Origin of the sequence: Bacillus sp. SD075 (assembly GCF_017355165.1) — a bacterium.
Classification (GTDB): Bacteria; Bacillota; Bacilli; order Bacillales; family DSM-1321; genus Peribacillus.
This window is the reverse complement of the sequence record NZ_JADILK010000004.1, coordinates 187,453-204,919: the sequence shown is the minus strand read 5'-3', so window position 1 is coordinate 204,919 and position 17,467 is coordinate 187,453. Positions and strand designations below refer to the sequence as shown.

Annotated in this window: 12 protein-coding genes; 7 read left to right on the top strand and 5 right to left on the bottom strand. The window is 35.1% G+C overall.

Annotation, left to right across the window (positions count from 1 at the left end):
- Nucleotides 1–9: 9 nt before the first annotated feature.
- Nucleotides 10–1,125: a site-specific integrase gene (locus tag IOC57_RS05450; RefSeq protein ID WP_207437753.1), complete on the bottom strand. Its 1,116-nt coding sequence runs from the start codon at nt 1,123–1,125 to the stop codon at nt 10–12.
- A 196-nt stretch (nt 1,126–1,321) separates the two neighbouring features.
- Nucleotides 1,322–1,519: a helix-turn-helix domain-containing protein gene (locus IOC57_RS05445; RefSeq protein ID WP_207437752.1), complete on the bottom strand. Its 198-nt coding sequence runs from the start codon at nt 1,517–1,519 to the stop codon at nt 1,322–1,324.
- Nucleotides 1,520–2,689: 1,170 nt separating this feature from the next.
- On the opposite strand from IOC57_RS05445, the gene brxF reads away from it, so the two are divergent.
- The 6 genes from brxF (at nt 2,690) to IOC57_RS25705 (ending at nt 12,774) form a co-directional block, all read left to right on the top strand.
- Nucleotides 2,690–3,142, top strand: coding sequence for a BREX-3 system P-loop-containing protein BrxF (brxF, locus tag IOC57_RS05440; protein ID WP_207437751.1), 453 nt, complete (start codon nt 2,690–2,692; stop codon nt 3,140–3,142).
- A 17-nt stretch (nt 3,143–3,159) separates the two neighbouring features.
- Nucleotides 3,160–6,861 (top strand): DUF6079 family protein, encoded by a 3,702-nt coding sequence (locus IOC57_RS05435; protein WP_207437750.1) that lies wholly within the window; start codon nt 3,160–3,162, stop codon nt 6,859–6,861.
- Nucleotides 6,862–6,877: 16 nt separating this feature from the next.
- Nucleotides 6,878–9,757 (top strand): DNA methyltransferase, encoded by a 2,880-nt coding sequence (locus tag IOC57_RS05430; protein WP_207437749.1) that lies wholly within the window; start codon nt 6,878–6,880, stop codon nt 9,755–9,757.
- Between the two features lie 21 nt (nt 9,758–9,778).
- Nucleotides 9,779–11,716 (top strand): BREX-3 system phosphatase PglZ, encoded by a 1,938-nt coding sequence (pglZ, locus tag IOC57_RS05425; protein WP_207437748.1) that lies wholly within the window; start codon nt 9,779–9,781, stop codon nt 11,714–11,716.
- A 17-nt stretch (nt 11,717–11,733) separates the two neighbouring features.
- Nucleotides 11,734–12,441, top strand: a complete 708-nt coding sequence (locus IOC57_RS05420) for a hypothetical protein (protein WP_207437747.1) — start codon at nt 11,734–11,736, stop codon at nt 12,439–12,441.
- A gap of 207 nt (nt 12,442–12,648) precedes the next feature.
- Nucleotides 12,649–12,774 (top strand): hypothetical protein, encoded by a 126-nt coding sequence (locus IOC57_RS25705; protein ID WP_286184547.1) that lies wholly within the window; start codon nt 12,649–12,651, stop codon nt 12,772–12,774.
- A gap of 1,540 nt (nt 12,775–14,314) precedes the next feature.
- On the opposite strand, the gene IOC57_RS05415 is transcribed toward IOC57_RS25705, so the two are convergent.
- The 3 genes from IOC57_RS05415 to IOC57_RS05405 are packed head-to-tail and all read right to left on the bottom strand — an operon-like array spanning nt 14,315 to nt 15,991.
- On the bottom strand, nt 14,315–15,043 hold the full coding sequence (locus IOC57_RS05415; protein ID WP_207437746.1) for a hypothetical protein: 729 nt from the start codon (nt 15,041–15,043) through the stop codon (nt 14,315–14,317).
- Nucleotides 15,040–15,231, bottom strand: coding sequence for a helix-turn-helix domain-containing protein (locus tag IOC57_RS05410; protein ID WP_286184546.1), 192 nt, complete (start codon nt 15,229–15,231; stop codon nt 15,040–15,042). The genes IOC57_RS05415 and IOC57_RS05410 overlap by 4 nt, the downstream gene beginning before the upstream one ends.
- A complete protein-coding gene (locus IOC57_RS05405) occupies nt 15,215–15,991 on the bottom strand; it encodes a rolling circle replication-associated protein (protein ID WP_207437745.1) in 777 nt (258 codons plus the stop codon). The genes IOC57_RS05410 and IOC57_RS05405 overlap by 17 nt, the downstream gene beginning before the upstream one ends.
- Nucleotides 15,992–16,366: 375 nt before the next feature.
- On the opposite strand from IOC57_RS05405, the gene IOC57_RS05400 reads away from it, so the two are divergent.
- On the top strand, nt 16,367–16,936 hold the full coding sequence (locus IOC57_RS05400; RefSeq protein WP_207437744.1) for a hypothetical protein: 570 nt from the start codon (nt 16,367–16,369) through the stop codon (nt 16,934–16,936).
- The last annotated feature ends 531 nt before the right edge of the window (nt 16,937–17,467 follow it).

Here is a 17,467-nt window from a genome sequence, read left to right as displayed (position 1 = left end):
TGGCAACAATTAATCTAATTCACCAAAAATAGTTTGATCAAGACGGTTAGAGGCATCACGCTGCATATTAGGAAATAAATGTCCATACGTATCCATTGTAGTTGTAATTTTACTATGACCAAGCCTTTCAGCAATTAACTTCATTGGTTCATTTTGAGCAATCATTAAGGCTGCGTGAGTATGTCGTAAATCATGAAAACGAATATGAGGCAATTCTGCTTTCTTTGTTAGTATATTAAACGTTCTTGTTAAATTACGTGGATGATAGGGTGCACCATTTTCAGCACAAATAACCAAGTCTAGATCACCATATTCTGATGCAAAATATTCTCTTTCAGCATTTTGTTGTTCCTTGTGCTTGAGCAACACTTCCTTAGTGCTAGGTGAGATTGTTACTGATCTCACACCGCTCTTGGTCTTTGCTCCTGTTTTGAATGTTTTACCATCAGTTTCTAAAGTTTGATTAACGTATAATACTTGTTTTTCTAAGTCGACATTTTTCCACAGTAATCCAAGTATCTCTCCTTTTCTTAGTCCAGTCATAATGGCTAAATGAAAGATACAATACATTCTATGATAATTCGAACATTTCAAAAAACGTTGAATTTGATCAACTGTCCATATTTTCATTTCTTTTGGCAATACTTTAGGTTTTTCCACCTTTTTAGCTGGATTGCTAGGTAAATCACCAAAGTTGACAGCATCATTTAAACAAACGTTTACTATATTAAAGATTCTTTTAATACTTGCATCTGCTAATCCTGCTTCATGCATTCCTATGAGAAATTTTTGAATATGCTGTGGTTTCATTTTTGATAATAAAGTATTCCCTAATGATGGTGAAATGTGATTTTTAATACTTCTTTCATATAATGAAATCGTACTGTTACTTAAAGATCTCTTTTTAATAGAGAGCCAATCTTCAATATATTGATTGAATGAAATGTTTTTTGATTCTACATAAGTTCCCTCGTTAAATTGAACTTCTAATTTTCTTAATGCTTCAGTTGCTTCTTTTTTAGTATTGAAACCCCGTTTCCTTTTCTGTTTTCTTTTTCCACTAGCATCGTAAAAATTGACAACATAGTACCACGTTTTGTGTGCGTCATCTCTGTATACTGGCATATATAATTCCTCCTGGATTGCGTCACCCCTTTTCAAATTTGTTACCGATAGTTTCATAGTACAATGAAATAACCTGATTTGAAATCTTGGTGTGCAATATTTTAATAGTTTTGAGTAATTGTAAATGAGTTATGTAGATGTATAATTAGTAGCTCTACATTGTTATGTCGGTAGAAAACTCTGATGGTTTTCTGAGTTAGTTTTCTATGTCTGTTCCTTCTATCCAGTTGATGAATATTTTTCCAGAGATTTTGATACGATTACCTACTTTTACGACATGAAATTCCCTTGAATGGACTAGTTCGTATGCTTGCTTTCGCCCTATGTCTAGAATGTTTTGTATATCTAAAACATTTAAAATTTCTGGATAGTCATTAGAATTTGTTATTTGCATGAGTTGTTATCTCCTTCGAATTTTTATGATGAGTTGTATTTGAGAATGAAAGAAGCACTGTAATCTGTTATATCTTCTAGTGATCATCTGTACTTTTATTTTACTGTTGAACCATAATCAAAGCGAATGCGATTAGTGGGAAGGACAGAATATTTGGTTTAATAGTTGAATGTAGAAGTAGGGGATTTCTCACAGCTCATAGAAACGCTCTTAATTTCGCAAAAAATCGCCCAATTGCTCGAAAATTACCGTAGAAAGTCTTTTTTGTACTTGGTGTTAGCAAAATTTTAAAGAGAATTGTAGATGGCTAAAATTTGTTTTGTAAATAATGGAAAACCCCTATAAAGGGTAAAATTTCAAAAAAATTCTGGAGGGTAGTAGGTTTAACCCAGCTTTCGGCTAGTGGAGTTCGGCGCCCCCCCCTTTTTCTGTGGCAGTATTCTTTATTGATTTACTTTCTGAAAGGAATACTTGTTAGTGATAGAAAATAAAGTTCACATGTTGATCCGTTAACCTATTTAGCCAATGGAGAGAGGAATTGAGAGTAGACATTACGAAGATAAGAATGGATACTTTATATAGAGCGGTAAAAGAACAGTATCGGAGAGCTGACTGAAATAATTCTTAAATAAATAGTGGAATGTATTATGAAAAAAAGTGAGATTATTGCTGACTTTAAAAGTGAACTAAATGCTATAACTGAAACAGTTTTTTGGGCACGTGAAAATATTGATTTGACTGTGGTAAAAAAAGATTAACAAGGATGATATAGAAAACACAAATGGGATTTTTTGGAGATAGAATTATAAGATAATGAATTACAAAGCAAACAAGGCAAAGTGAATTATCAAATTTCACCAACGAATTCAAAAGCCTTACTTGATGAAGAGAACAGAACAGAGGCAGGGCTGCAAAAAGAAAACATAGATTGTATACAGATGCAGGTACATTTATTCATAATAAGTCGTAAGACAAATAGAAACTATTTACTTATCCCCGAAAAGAATGTGATATGCAAATAGTTTCTACGCTATGCAAAAATATGTATACATTTAGTGAACATGGTGATTTTTTGCTTGTTTTATCCATAGCTATTTTAAAACCTGTGTTAATATCCAAAAAAATTATGTAAAGTTTATATAGTAGAAATAATTATTTGAAGGTGTCGTTATGCGTACAGAGTTAGTGAGGAAAATCGAGCAGGAGTTAAAAAATATCTCATCTAAATATTATAAGTTGCTTCTTGTTTGTGAGCATCAAAAAGGGAATTCTGTTCAATACATTGGACAGAGTGAGCATTATACTGTTTTAAACATTAGCCTACTGCTCAGTGAAAGGCTAATGGAGTATCCGAGAAAGCGTATGACAAATCGGGTTCATGCTTTGTTGAGTGAAATCCTCAAGGAAGCAGAAAGTGATGTAATCTGCTTAGAGCACATTGAAATATTGTTTGACCCGAATCTTAATCAAGATGCGATTCAGCTTTTGCAATCCTTCAGTCGAAACTATACGCTCGTCGTCTCTTGGCGAGGCACTTACGATGGTAAGCGGTTTACATATGCAGTACCTGGACATTCTGAATACTATGAGTGTTCGGATTTTGACGGTATCGTAATTACGTGAAAGAGGGGAATATTCAGATGAAGTACCGGGATTTAGTTCAATTTGAACCAATTGAATCTGTTATACATTTGACGGATGCTAATGATAAAGAGCGAGCGTTTCAACTAATTGATACATATGTGATTTCCGAAAGAATGTCTGAACAGCTAGACGAAGCTGTCATTAATCAACTTCAATTTCATCGACCAGTAGATAACAAAGGGTTGTTTATTGTTGGTAACTATGGAACTGGTAAATCGCATTTAATGAGTGTGCTATCAACAATTGCAGAGCTAGAAGGTGCTAGCAATCATATTCAAGATGAAAGAGTAGCTAATAAAGCTAAGGAGATTGAAGGACAATTCAAAGTCATTCGGACAGAAATTGGTGGTGTTCGTACATCTTTACGTGACATTTTGTGTGAAGCTATAGAAGAAGGCCTATACGATATAGGTGTGGATTTTAAGTTTCCTCCTGTGAATCAGATAAGAAATAACAAAGATGCGTTAACTGAAATGATCGGGCTGTTCCATGAAATATACCCTGAACATGGACTTCTACTTGTAGTGGATGAGCTTTTGGATTATTTGAGGGGTCGTAAAGAACAGGAACTGACTTTGGATCTTGGGTTCTTACGTGAAGTCGGAGAAGTCTGTAGCAAAACACGTTTGCGTTTTATTGCTGGTATCCAGGAGATGTTATTTGACAATCCGAAGTTTAGTTTCGTGGCAGATTCACTTCGTCGTGTAAAAGAGCGCTTTGAGCAAGTTCGTATTGTTCGAGAGGATATAGCATATGTTGTATCGCAGCGTTTGCTCAAGAAGGATGAAAAACAGAAAGCTTTAATTCGAGAACATTTAAGTAAGTTTTCTTCTCTATACCATCGATTAAATGAAGATTTAGATACATATGTGAACTTATATCCAATTCATCCAGCCTATTTAGCTACTTTTGAAAAGGTAAACGTTGCTGAGAAGAGGGTGGCCTTAAAGACGATAAGTAGTGAAATTAAACGAATACTTGAAGAGGATATACCTGAGGGGGCACCTGGTCTAATCTCTTACGATAACTACTGGAAATTTATCGAGGAAGACCCTTCTTATAAAAGTAATCCAGACATCCGTGAAGTCCTAGATAAATCACGTATTTTGAAGGATCGCATTCAAAATGCCTTTACAAAAAAAATGTATCAACCAATGGCTATCCGAATCGTGAACGCTTTAGCTGTGTATCGTCTCGCAACAAGTGATATTTTCGATAAGGTGGGCTTGACTCCTGAGGAGCTTCGTGATGATTTGTTTTTATACTCCACAATGAGCTTAGATATGCTGTTAGAAGATGATAATCCGTCAGACTTTCTAAAAACAACGGTGGAGGCGGCATTGCGTGAGATTTTAAAGACAGTCAGTTTTCAGTACATCTCGACGAATGAAAGCAATGGACAGTACTTTTTAGATTTGAAAAAGGATATTGCTGTTGATGATTTGATTGACCAGAAGGCAGAAACGATTGAAGACGATAAGTTGGATAGCTACTATTATGATGTACTTAAGCAAGCGACACAAGTGGTGGATAATACATATGTGACGGGATATAAAATTTGGAAGCACAATTTGCCTTGGGAAGCTCATAAAGTTACTCGCCAAGGTTATTTATTCTTTGGTGCACCGAATGAACGCTCGACGGCTCAACCTGAGAGAGATTTCTATATTTATATGCTAAAGCCGTTTAGTGTCGTGAAATTCAAGGATGAACAAAAGTCAGATGAGGTATTCTTTCAGCTCTCTGTTAAAGATGAACAATTTGTTCATTTACTGAAAATGTATGCCGGAGCAAGAGAGATGGAGATTTCGGCAACATCCGCTACAAAACGATTATATGAGTCAAAATCTGCTTCTTTCTTTAAAAAGCTTGTCACCTGGTTGAATGAAAATTTTGTGCATGTTTTTGATATTATTTATCGTGGAAAAACAGCCAACATATTAGAATTTGGTATATTTCTTCAACCCAATGCGACTGTTATTGAAATTGTAAACTCTGTTGCAGAAGGTTTACTCACCGATTGGTTTGAAGAAAAATATCCTGAATATCCAAAATTTAGAAATATTCAAACTACTTATTTAAATAAAGACAACTTGTCAACTTATGTGGCAGATGCATTGCAGCAAATTTCGGGTAAAGAAACGAGACAGGGAGCTGCCATACTGGATGGATTAGTGTTACTTGATCAAAATGGCAAGTTAAATGTCCGTCAGTCTGGCTACGCTAGGTGGGTTCTTGATCAATTAGACGTGAAAGAGCATGGACAAGTTTTAAATGCCAACGAAATACTAGAAACGGTCACCATTAAAGGGACAGAGGATGTTCGCTATACGATTCAATATAAAATGGAGCCCGAGTTATTTGCCGTTGTACTGGCTGCATTAGTATACAGTGGTGAGCTAGTGGTTACTGTAAGTGGAAAACCATATGATGCGATGAACTATGCAGAATTTTCCCGATTACCATTAGGACAACTCACATATTTTAGTCATGTGAAAAAACCAAGTGGACTTCCTGCTGCAGCAATCAATGCATTGTTTAATCTATTCGATGTGCAGATTCCAAATCTTGAGGAAGCAAACTTAACACATGGTATACGTTTAGTTATTGGAAATGCTCGTGATAAAGTTCAGAAAGTAGTGCGTATGATTCCTACTATTCGAACGGGTTTGCCAATTTGGGAAGGCACATTGTTTACGACAACAGAAGTCCAAGAGTATGTACAGCAGTTAGAGCAATTGAAAGAGTTTTTAGAAGGTATTCAAAGGTATGATACACCAGCTAAATTGCATAATCTTAAGTTTTCAGCGGATGATATTGAATCACAAGTTGATAATCTACATGCACTAGATAAATTAGAAGGACTAGAAGCGAAGGTTAAAGAATACACAAATGTTGCGAATTATCTAGCTCAGGCAAAGCTTCATTTGGATCGAAATCATGAATGGAATGAGAAAGTTGAAGCTGCACTATATGACCTTTCTGTTGTGTTAAAAGAAGGACAAGATTATAGTAATGAAGTTCGTGCTATTGAAGGGTTAAAAGAAGAGTATATTGATTTGTATATGGAACTACATGATAAATCTAGGCTTAACGCTACAGAAGATATGAAGAAAAGTAGTCTGTTAAATAATCAGCGCTTAAAGGCTATGAGAGAGCTGTCACAAAAAATTGATATTCTTCCAAGCCAAGTGTTAACGGATTGGCAAAACAAAATTGAATCTTTAAGAGCCTGCTATCAATTGAAACGTGAAGACTTACAACATACAGCAACATGTCCGCATTGTAAGTTTAGACCGAAGGAAGAAACAGCTATCAATCAGTTTAAGCTTGAGACATTGGAAGATGAATTAGGTGAACTACTAAATAACTGGGTCAGCACGTTGTTAAATAACTTTAATGATTCAGCGGTTAAGGAAAACACTGTATTACTAAGACCAGAGCAGCAGGAGCTTGTACAGCAATTCATCACACAGCAGTCTTTTACAATGCCAATTGACTTACGTTTGATTCAAGCAATCAATGATCTGTTGAAGGGGATTAATAAGGTAGAAATCACATTAGAACAAATTACAAGCATGATGGCTAACGGAAGTCCTTTGACAGTAGAAGAACTTCGTAAGCGCTTTGAGACGATGATACAAGAGACGGTAGGGAATCAACCAACAAATCGTATACGTGTGATGTTGAAAAAATAATGAGGTGAAGAGTGTAATGTCAAAAGAAACGGAACAGCTCTCATTTTTAAATAACGACGCCCAAGCTGACGACCAATCGGTTGTCTGCTTAGGCATGACTTTTAGGAATGATGAAGAGCGGAAAGCTTATTATAGAGAAGAGCTAAGAAAGAAATTGCCGGAATTAAAGAAGATTGAGGGGTTTCCTATTGGTGATGATGAGGATATTGTTGCTTTGTCTGATCCACCTTATTACACAGCTTGTCCGAATCCATGGATTAACGATTTTATTGAGGAATGGGAAAAAGAAAAAGTAACTAAATATGGGCGGAATTTAGAGGAAGAGTATCACAGAGAACCATTTGCTACAGATATTAGTGAAGGCAAAAATAATACTATTTATAATGCTCACAGTTATCACACTAAAGTTCCACACAAGGCAATAATGAGATATATACTTCACTATACTAACCCAGGAGATATTATCTATGACGGTTTTTGTGGCTCAGGAATGACGGGGTTAGCTAGTGAATTATGTGAGAGTAAAGAAGAAATTCAATCCTTAGGTTATATTTTAAAAGGCAAATCAATTATTAATGAGGATAAAGTTGCCTTTTCTAAAATAGGATATAGGCGAACTATTTTAAATGATATTTCTCCAGCTGCTACTTTTATCACACAAAACTACAATAAAAAATCTAACAAAGAAACTAGTGCAAATTATTTATTCAATTTATTAGATAAATTAGAAGCAGATTTTATATGGTTATACAAAACCTTTCTCAATGAGGAAGATGAATTAGAGTTACAAAAAGAAATTGAAAATATAAAATCTATTTCGGACATCAAGGAGTTCGTCAATAGATATAGCAAGTTATTAACCACTACTAATTACTTTATTTGGAGTGAAATTTATATTTGTAGTAACTGCACGGAAGAAATTACATACTGGGATGCAAATGTAAATGAAGATGAAAAATCTATTAAAAAAAATTTAGTATGTCCCCATTGTAATGCTGAACATGAAAAAAAGAATTTAGAAAGAGTTTTCCATACTAAACGAGATTTAATAGATGCAAAATTAATTAGTCAGCCAAAATCGTCACTAATTAAAGTTAACTATAATACAGATAGAGGAAGAAAAGATAAGAGACCAGGAAAATTAGATAAGAAAATTCTTGATATCTTAGAGCTAGATATCAGTTTTAACAAAATAAAACCTACTGAAGTATATAATGGAATCAAGACTATTGAACCTTTACGGCTAGGCATGAATAAAGTTCATCATTTTTATATGGAAAGAGTTATATTAATTATCGCAAATTATTTAGAAACTATTTCAAAAACCAATAATTATAATGAAGGTCAATTCTTATTAGGAAGTGTCCTTCCCAAAATGACCAAAATGAATCGGTATATGCCTCAGTATGCTAGTAAAGAGAAAGGGTTTAGAGCTTTGGTTGGTCCAATGGCTAATGCTTTATATTTCCCACCCCTATCTGTTGAAAATAATTTTTTCTCGCAAATTAGATTTCAGCTTAATAAGATTATAAATGCTTGGAATGAATATTCAGGTAATGTTATCTCTACTCAAAGTAGTACTAAAATAGATGTTAAATCTGAAAGTGTTGATTATATATTTATTGATCCTCCTTTCGGGGCTAATATCATGTATTCTGAATTAAGTTTTGCTAGAGAATCTTGGTTAAAAGTTCTTACTAACAATAAAAAAGAAGCTATCGAAAATAAGGCTCAAGGAAAAAGTCTTAATGATTATTCAAAATTAATAATAGAGAGCTTTAAAGAAGCTTATAGAATCTTAAAGCCTAATAGATGGATTACTGTAGAATTCTCTAATACACAAGCAAGTGTATGGAATGCTATTCAGCATGCTTTGCAAGAATCTGGATTCATTATCGCTAGTGTCGATGCACTTAATAAACAACGCGGTGGCTTTCATGCCATGATTACAACTACTGCTGTAAAACAAGATTTAGTTATTTCAGCATACAAGCCTTCAACAGAAAATGTTAAAAGGATGTTATCAGAGAAAAATACAGTAAATTCAGCTTGGATCTTTGTTGAACAACATTTGCAACAGTTACCTAAATTCCTAGGTTCAAAAGGTGAAGCTTCGATTATTGCGGAGCGTACACCTCGTATCTTATTTGATCGCATGGTTGCATATCATGTTCAAAATGGATTACCAGTTCCTATTTCATCTGCCGATTTCCAGGCGGGTGTTGTCCAACGATTCCCAATGCGTGACGGAATGGCGTTTTTGGAAAGTCAAGTGGCAGAATACGATAAAAAACGTACTCTTGTAAAAGAATTTGCTCAAATGAGTCTATTTGTAACAGATGAAACGAGTGCTATAGAGTGGATTCGTCAACAACTAATGAAAAAACCACAGACTCGTCAGGATTTACATCCAAGTTTTATGAGAGAGATACAACATATTGCTAAGCATGAAATATTGCCTGAGTTAGATGATTTACTATATCAAAATTTCCTTCGTTATGAAGGTGATGATACTGTTCCTGATCAAATTGCTAGCTATTTGCGTAAAAATTATAAGGATTTACGTGGCTTAGACAATAGTGATTCAAAGTTGAAGGAAAAAGCATTAAACCGTTGGTATGTTCCGGATCCAAATAAGCAAGCGGATTTGGAGAAGTTGCGCGAGAAATCATTGTTACGTGAATTTGAAGGTTATATTCAAGAGCTTGAAAACAGCAAGAAGAAGCTGAAGCAATTCCGTACAGAAGCAATTCGAGCTGGGTTTAAAAAGGCATGGAGCGATAAGGATTACCAAAAGATTACGACAGTCGGTGGGCGTCTTCCTGAAAGTGTGATTCAAGAGGATGATAAGTTGCTTATGTATTACGATAATGCTCAAATCAGGCTAGGACTATAAGTAAAGACGAGGGGAATAAAGATGACGAATTGGCAAACTCAAGTTTTAAGACAATTTAATCAAAACAACCCTTTGTATCTTGTTCTTGATCGTGATCAATTGCTATTAGATGAGCTGATTTTAACAAGCTTACAGAAAGAGAATATACAAGTGGTCAATTTTAATGATAGCATTCTTTTTCGTTATGAATTTGAGCGTGAGTATCGAACTAGAATTGACCAGAGAGATGGCTGTCTGCTTGTCAGAGCGGAGGGGCAAGACTATAATGTGTTTCCCTATGACTTACTGCAGTCTGGTCAGCGGGTTCGACTTGATTTAGCCAACATCTTTTCAAAGTTTTCAGCACAGATTATAAGACAGCTTGATGTAGAAGTATTTGATGCCTTGTATGCCGCCCAAGAGCGGTATCAAGGCTCTTCTTCTAATAAAGATACTCGAGATTTTCTAACCAAGCATATTTATAGATTGCCTTATGATTTAGTGTATACACGTGCGGAGCTATGGAAGCTGTTGCTTACCATTCATTACGAATTAGATTTCATTCCAGATGTCGTGAAAGAGTATATCGTGGACACACTTAAGCAGAAGAAGGATTTGATAGAACTACCGATCAAGGAGCTTGTTTTCTCATCTTCTTTTTTCTATAGCTATCTTGAAACAGAATGGAGTACCTTTGTACATCAAGTTCATAATTTAGCAGTGGCACAAAGTGGAGTTGCGACTGAGGATGCAGGGTATTATGAAGCTCATCCCTTCACAACCCCATATATTAAAGGCATATTAGATAATTTGTTCGGAGAAGGCTTACTTCAGCCAGTAGCCGGTCTTCCAGCTAACGGTTTACCTGCTTGGATGCATGTTGGAATGAAGATAGATACGAAAAGAACTGATACAACACAGTTAGAACACTTATATAAACGTTTGAAAGAGTCGACTTTCAACGATTATCGCTATAAGGAATGGAACAAGCTTGCTGAATTATACGGACAGTTTAAGAACCGAGCTATATTAACCGGGACATACACCCAGGAAGTCGCTGAAATTTCTAATCAATTTGAAGTACCATTTGAAAAATGGATGTTGCAGAATTATGGCTCTCTTAGTACCTTACCGCATTTGCCATTGCCTAAGATGGTTCACCATATTCCTCATTATTTAGCGACACAACAGGAAAATAAGTTAGCTTTACTTGTCATGGATGGGGTGGGCTTTGTTCAGTGGGCTCAAATTCGAGAGGAATTGATTAGGGAAGGATTAGCTTTTGAAGAACATGGAGTATTTGCTTGGGTTCCGACATTAACATCGGTGTCTCGGCAATCTATTTTTTCAGGAATGAAGCCATTTTATTTTGCTAACTCGATCTCTACCACTAACAAAGAATCTGCATTATGGAATACTTTTTGGGAGGATCAGGGTGTACCACGTAATAATGTTACTTATCAAAGAAGTCTTGGTCAAGAAACATATGAAAAGGAAAATATTTTGCCATTAAAACAGCCAAATGTAAGGGTGTATGGTGCTGTAATTGATATTGTAGATCGTATGTTACATGGTGCCGTACAAGGAGCAAGAAGTGTGTCTTCTGAGTTAAGGATATGGTTAGAAACCAACTATCTATATCGTTTGATTAAAGACCTGAAGGAAGCAGGATTCACTATCTATATAACTGCAGATCATGGTAATCGAGAGAGTGTTGGAATTGGTCGTATTTCTGAAGGAGTTCTTGCTGAAACGAAGGGTGAACGTGTTAGAATTTATGATTCAAAAGAGTTAAGAGACTTTGCAGCTGAAAAGTATGATCAAACATTGAAATGGAACGATAGTGGCTTGCCAGATCATTTTCATGTACTCTTAGCTAAGAATGGTACTGCATTTGTTAATCGTGGAGAGACGATTATGAGCCATGGTGGTATCAGTATTGAGGAAGTTATTGTTCCATTTATAAAAGTAATATTTTAAGTAAGAGGTAGGTTAATATGGCTAAACCAATAGGATTTGATCAGAAGGTGCTGCTCCATCACCTTGACTTTACAGCAAATGAAGCTAGAAGATTAGAGCGTAAGGAAATGTATGACGTATTGGATAACTTTCTCCGGGCTGATATTCAAGGCGAAAAATCTCGAAAAAATGCAATTACGATGTTGATGAAAATATGGTTTTTAGTTGGGGAAAATCATGCTTCTATTCGTGAAAAAGCTTTAAAGATGTTCCCGGTTTTAAAACAGGAAGAACGGGTTTTACTTCATTGGTGCATGACGATATTAGCATATCCATTTTTTTATGATTTAGTTAGGGAGATGGGACTTCAATTTCGTATGCAGGATACGCTGCCGAGCCAGGTCTTAGGTCGAAAGATGAAAAGCCTTTACGGAGAACGGCGTAGGGTAGAAGTTGCAACAAGTGCTGTACTAACAAGTATTAAGTCTTGGGGAATTACTGAACCTAACAAAAAACATTCTTATTCATTGTCTAAAAAAATTGAGGTACATTCTCCAGAATTGAAAAAGCTAATAGCAGAAGTTTTACTGACATGTATTGATGCACATATTCTGCCATTAGAACTAATGAATAACAATGCTCTATTCTTCCCTTTCGATTACCATATAAAAGTAGGGGACTTGACTGAAAACAGATTTGAACTAGTAAAGAGCATCGATATGACAATGGTAGAGCTGAAAAGATAATTTCCCTTATTCATTTGAATAGGGGAAATTTTATAGGGGGATGTTCATGTTTAGAGCTGGAGATGTAATAAGAGGACCACAGTTTCTTGAAACAGTTGAGATTAAGAAATGTGAAGCCATAGACGAAGTGTTTTACCTTGTCGAGGCAATCGGTAGAAATCAAACCAATTCTTTGAGATATTAGTGGAGAAGGAAGCATTTGCATCGATGGAGTGTATAAATGCGTCAGATTCAACTGAACAGAAGCTTGCTCCATTAGATATTCAACATTATTTATTGTACAATGCGCTCCGCAATGAAGCAAAGTATGCAAAGACAAGAGCATTAGGGTAAAAATGTTATGCCTTTGCCACACCAAATTGAAGCTGTTTATGGACGAATGTTGCTAGTCCCACTAACTAGGAGCACTATATGCCTTAAGAAGAGCATTAAGAGGACCTTGGTGACATGTTGGAGAAGGTTTATATTTATATGATAAAGAATAGGCAAGTAGTAGAAGAACGAGCTATGAGGGAAGAGATATTCATATTTAAGAAATAAAAATACTATAATTGGTAATCCCTGAGTTTCCGACATTTATTAATCTATGAGGAAGCGATGTGCAGAGTGATTCGGTGTTCATTAATATAAGAGAAGCTTGTCAGATTCCATATAAAAAGTAAATAACATTTATCGTTAAAACAAGAGAGGTAAATTACTTTTCTTGTTTTTGTTTAGAAAAAGGATAAAGATAGTAGCTTGCTCCCTTTTCAGAAAGTAAAGTAGTAAACAAAATAATTTCATACTGATAGAATTTTCACCACATTTATTATGAACCTACGGCTACTTGATTCCGCATGGTCCTGCGGGACACGTTCTCTCTCGTTTACATTCGCTACGAGCTTTTATTCAGTATATACCATTCCTCATTGCTTACTGGCGGGCCAGAGTTGTTTCCTGACTCATAATGGCTTATTTAGAAATATGCTTTTCACCTTCTTCTTCTACCATAAGCGATATACCCTTAATGAATAGAAAGGTTTTGACCTTTTGGTCTTAGTTTACCTTAGGGTGGTACTTTATAAAAGTGCAGACTACGGCTAAGTGGTAGTTCCCTTTCTCTCACAGGTTCCTTCCTTGTGAGTGTGCTACCTGACATGTCATACACTATGCTATTCGCTCACCGATTGTTATCTCCTATCTCTCAAGGCAGATTCCATTTGTATCATCCCTGTTTCTTACACTAAGAGTTCCTTTTCTCGTGAGGGTTTGCCCTTCACTGACAGGAACTTGGGGGTTTGCTTTCACTAAGTGCTCACTATCTATATATACCGCTTAAAATGGCGATTTTCTACCTTGGACAAAATCGTTCACAGAACTGTCACAAAGTGTTGGTGTGAATTCTTAAAATAGGAAAGAATTTTGAAAGGGTAGTAGGTATAACAAAGCCTTAGTCAACTAATGATCGGTGCCCCACCGCCTTTTCTTATAAGTGATTCCTGCAAGTTAAGTGAAGGCCATACCGTCTGGTTAACATTCAAAAAATGTGCGGCTTGAATGGCATTAATTGCTTAGGATATTTTTAAGGCAATATGCGGTCGTGGAGTATTAGAAAAGCTTAAGAAGGTTAGTGACAGGGAGTTATGATGTCAAATTTTCGTATTTAGATATATCGATGAATGAAAGAAGAACCATTGCCATCTTGGTAGGATGAGTGGTTCTTTTTCTTTTTAATGTGAGAGAGCAAATAGCTTGATTCTATAACTTTTTGATTTCTTTGCCTACAATTTGTTGATTCTACCTGTCAACTAAATTTTTATTAAACAATGAACTCCAAAACTTTGTTCCTCGATTTAAACTTGGGGCAATATTGTATTGTCTATAGATAAAAGCCTCAATCCCACTCTTCTGTGCAAGAGCTTGTATCATAAAGAGAATATTCGTTAATTTTTATAAAACCAGATGAATTATCGTAAACTTCATATGATTGGTGTACAGGATATTTAGAAAAGTTATGATTATTTATGAAAGTATCTGCTTCTTTGTTCCAAAGTACTGAAGGTTGTAAGAGGTTATTACGAAAACTTTTAGGAAACTTTTCAAGGATATTAATCTTTAACGACTTTTTATAAGCAGAAGTAAAGGTTTCGATCAATTCTCCTGGGGAGTAAACATCAATAAATAATTCATCTCCCCAAATTCCTTCAAAGTATTCTTCCTCCTGGTCTTCAGTGATATCATCATCTAATGCATTTGTTAATTCGTAGATCTCTATATCTGTAATAAGAAGAATATATGCATGATCCTCATTCTTATCAGATGAAGGCTTTGTAACTGCTAGGTATTTCATATCGTGATGCCCACTTGATCTTTTAAGATGTCTGACAAATTGATTTAATATGTCTGTAACCTTTTCATATTCATTTAACGAGATCCGTAAACAGAAGGTTGCTAGCAAAATATCATTTACAAAGTTAGTTAAGAGTAACCTTTTCATATTAGTAATATTGCCATTGAATACATCTCGTTCAAATCGCAACTCTTTAACTTCGCTTCCACTGCATTGAAAATCATACACAAAAACGGTTGCTCCACAATCCACTAATTTTGTCTGTTTTCTCATAGCTGGTTGCCTCCTTCAATCCAGGTTAATAAAACGTTTTTTGACACTTTAATGCGCTTTCCGATTTTTATCACATGAAATTTTCCTGAATGAGAAAGCTCATAAGCCTGCTTTCTCCCAATACCAAGTATTTCTTGGATGTCTGACACATTTAGTATCTCTGGATAATCATCAAAGTTCTTGTACATATTCGAGTAGCTCCTTTGTGTTTTCAACATAGTATTGTTCATATTTAGTCTCTCCAGTATAAGGTGAATGAAAAGTGTTGCCGTCTGTTAGAGTAGGCTGGCAATCATCAAGATAGTTATAAAACTCTGCTGGATTCTTTATTTCAAGAGTGATAGGTTTTTTTAGACCATATGAATGGAAATATCTTTTGTGACCGTTGAGTCGTGGGTCAGTAATTCCCTTATTTAAATAGAAAGCAATCTTTTCATTCGCTACGGCGTTGGATAGAGTGATTGCTTTGTTGACCCAACCATATTGCCAAAGTTGTTGTAAGGTGTCTGAAGGTATGTCAGTAAGGTTACACACAAGATGGTAATGTATTGCCCCCTGTCGTTTCTTGTCTTGGAACTCTGTAACACCTAGATACTTAAAGTCGGGTAGATTGTTTGTTTTTAAGTAATAAGCAAGACGCTTCTTAAAGTCTGCAAACATCTTATTACAGCTTTTGATATCAGTAAGATCTATTTCTTTGGATGGTGTAAAGGTAAGTGTGACAAATGCATATTGATCAGTAAAGTTACACTCTAGTAGTCTTCTAATTTGCTTACGAGCACGATTGATGCCTTTCTTAATATTTACTTGATAGTTCTCCTTACTTTGATTTGTGAAGGGTTTGCGACCTCCTTGAGAAGTTCTACCTGTGGTTGGGAGGTATGATTGTTGGGTGACTTCTACTAACTGGTTACTAATAATAGCTTTCGTATACTGTGGCGTGTTCATATTTTCTCCTAACTGTTAGATTTAGATTTAGATTTTTCGTCAAATTAATCACTATTTATCAAGTTAAATATCTACTGGGTATCTTTTGTGAACTTGTTTACAACTGTGTATTTTGGATTAATTGTCCATGCTCTTATTTTATTTCAGATGTAATTTAAAAGTCTATCTTGCTCTACCGTGGTAACTGATGGATAGAAATTATATAGGAATACCTTCTAAGGGTTTTTGGGTCATTTCTGCTAATTTCGACTAGTTTCTATAGATTCCCCCAAATAACTTAATATTCCGGGAAATCTATAGTGGGTTGGGGTATATACGTTTATAAAATCTGGATAGAATTAAAGTAATTATCTAAAAAAAGGAGTTTCTACATTTATGAATCAAGTTCAAGTACCAGTTGACATACAGTTTTCTTATTTTCACTTTATGGATATGAAACCCGGAGTTTGTATACCCACAGATTGTATGCTCCCTTTGTTTACTGGAATGCCTAGTTATTCCCCTATAATCACTTTATCAAGTAATTGCATTGGTAAAAATTTGAACAAGAATACAAGAGGAGTATATGTAATTTTAATATGGCATCCTCAAAATATATTGTCTCCAGTGTATGTGGGCAGTGGAGACATATACAAACGACTAACGAATCACATTAATTTCTTGAAGAAAGGGAATAATTTTATGGAAAACTCTACACCTAAATATTTTTATGAGTTATTAGAAGATATCGATCAAAGCTATTGGATGGTTACATGGAATGCTTGTGATAATGAAAGGTTTTATGAAAACGAGGTCTATCATGCCTTAAACAATGGTCCGTATTTGGTAAATGCGAGAGCTACTATAAAGGATGAAAGATCATATTGTAGATATCAGAACAAAAAAGCGGAAGAGAGGGTTGAGAATATAAGAATTTTATTTAATCCATATATTAAAAATGTATGAATAAATGTTTCCTCCTTTTTATTGAACCTTTCATTTTCCTGCCTTCATAGTATTATGTGTACTCGATAATGGTTCACTTGTTGCTGTAGGAGTCATTGGGGAAACACATCCTAAAGGACTCTTTTTTTTCTTCCTATAATTAGTGGAAACGTCTTTGTTCCCTTTATTCGCAAGCTGTAGATAGGATTTCAGATAAGTGTACAGCAGTTAAAATCATTGGATAATCTTCGATGTTTTTAGCAATAATTTTTTTTCCTCTTATTTTAATATTAGGTTTAATGGTATTTAATTTGAATTTACTTATTTAATTCGCACACATTATATTATTTGAATTCTGGCGTTGACAAGGGTCTAGAGAAAAAAATAAAAAAAATTTAAAATCCACTTCCAAATGTAATTAGAGCTGGTTATTCTCTTGAAATATAAACTTAGAAGTATGTTTTTTAGGTAGATTTAAAAAGGTAGGGGCAGGTTCACTGCTGAAGGAAAAGTTTAATATTTGGAATTTTCGATAGTTTTCAGAAAAAAGAG

Bases quoted from the DNA above. Each gene is read 5' to 3' on its own strand.
- IOC57_RS05450 (WP_207437753.1), bottom strand. From the start codon at position 1,125: ATGCCAGTATACAGAGATGACGCACACAAAACGTGGTACTATGTTGTC.
- IOC57_RS05445 (WP_207437752.1), bottom strand. From the start codon at position 1,519: ATGCAAATAACAAATTCTAATGACTATCCAGAAATTTTAAATGTTTTA.
- brxF (WP_207437751.1), top strand. From the start codon at position 2,690: ATGCGTACAGAGTTAGTGAGGAAAATCGAGCAGGAGTTAAAAAATATC.
- IOC57_RS05435 (WP_207437750.1), top strand. From the start codon at position 3,160: ATGAAGTACCGGGATTTAGTTCAATTTGAACCAATTGAATCTGTTATA.
- IOC57_RS05430 (WP_207437749.1), top strand. From the start codon at position 6,878: ATGTCAAAAGAAACGGAACAGCTCTCATTTTTAAATAACGACGCCCAA.
- pglZ (WP_207437748.1), top strand. From the start codon at position 9,779: ATGACGAATTGGCAAACTCAAGTTTTAAGACAATTTAATCAAAACAAC.
- IOC57_RS05420 (WP_207437747.1), top strand. From the start codon at position 11,734: ATGGCTAAACCAATAGGATTTGATCAGAAGGTGCTGCTCCATCACCTT.
- IOC57_RS25705 (WP_286184547.1), top strand. From the start codon at position 12,649: ATGGAGTGTATAAATGCGTCAGATTCAACTGAACAGAAGCTTGCTCCA.
- IOC57_RS05415 (WP_207437746.1), bottom strand. From the start codon at position 15,043: ATGAGAAAACAGACAAAATTAGTGGATTGTGGAGCAACCGTTTTTGTG.
- IOC57_RS05410 (WP_286184546.1), bottom strand. From the start codon at position 15,231: ATGTACAAGAACTTTGATGATTATCCAGAGATACTAAATGTGTCAGAC.
- IOC57_RS05405 (WP_207437745.1), bottom strand. From the start codon at position 15,991: ATGAACACGCCACAGTATACGAAAGCTATTATTAGTAACCAGTTAGTA.
- IOC57_RS05400 (WP_207437744.1), top strand. From the start codon at position 16,367: ATGAATCAAGTTCAAGTACCAGTTGACATACAGTTTTCTTATTTTCAC.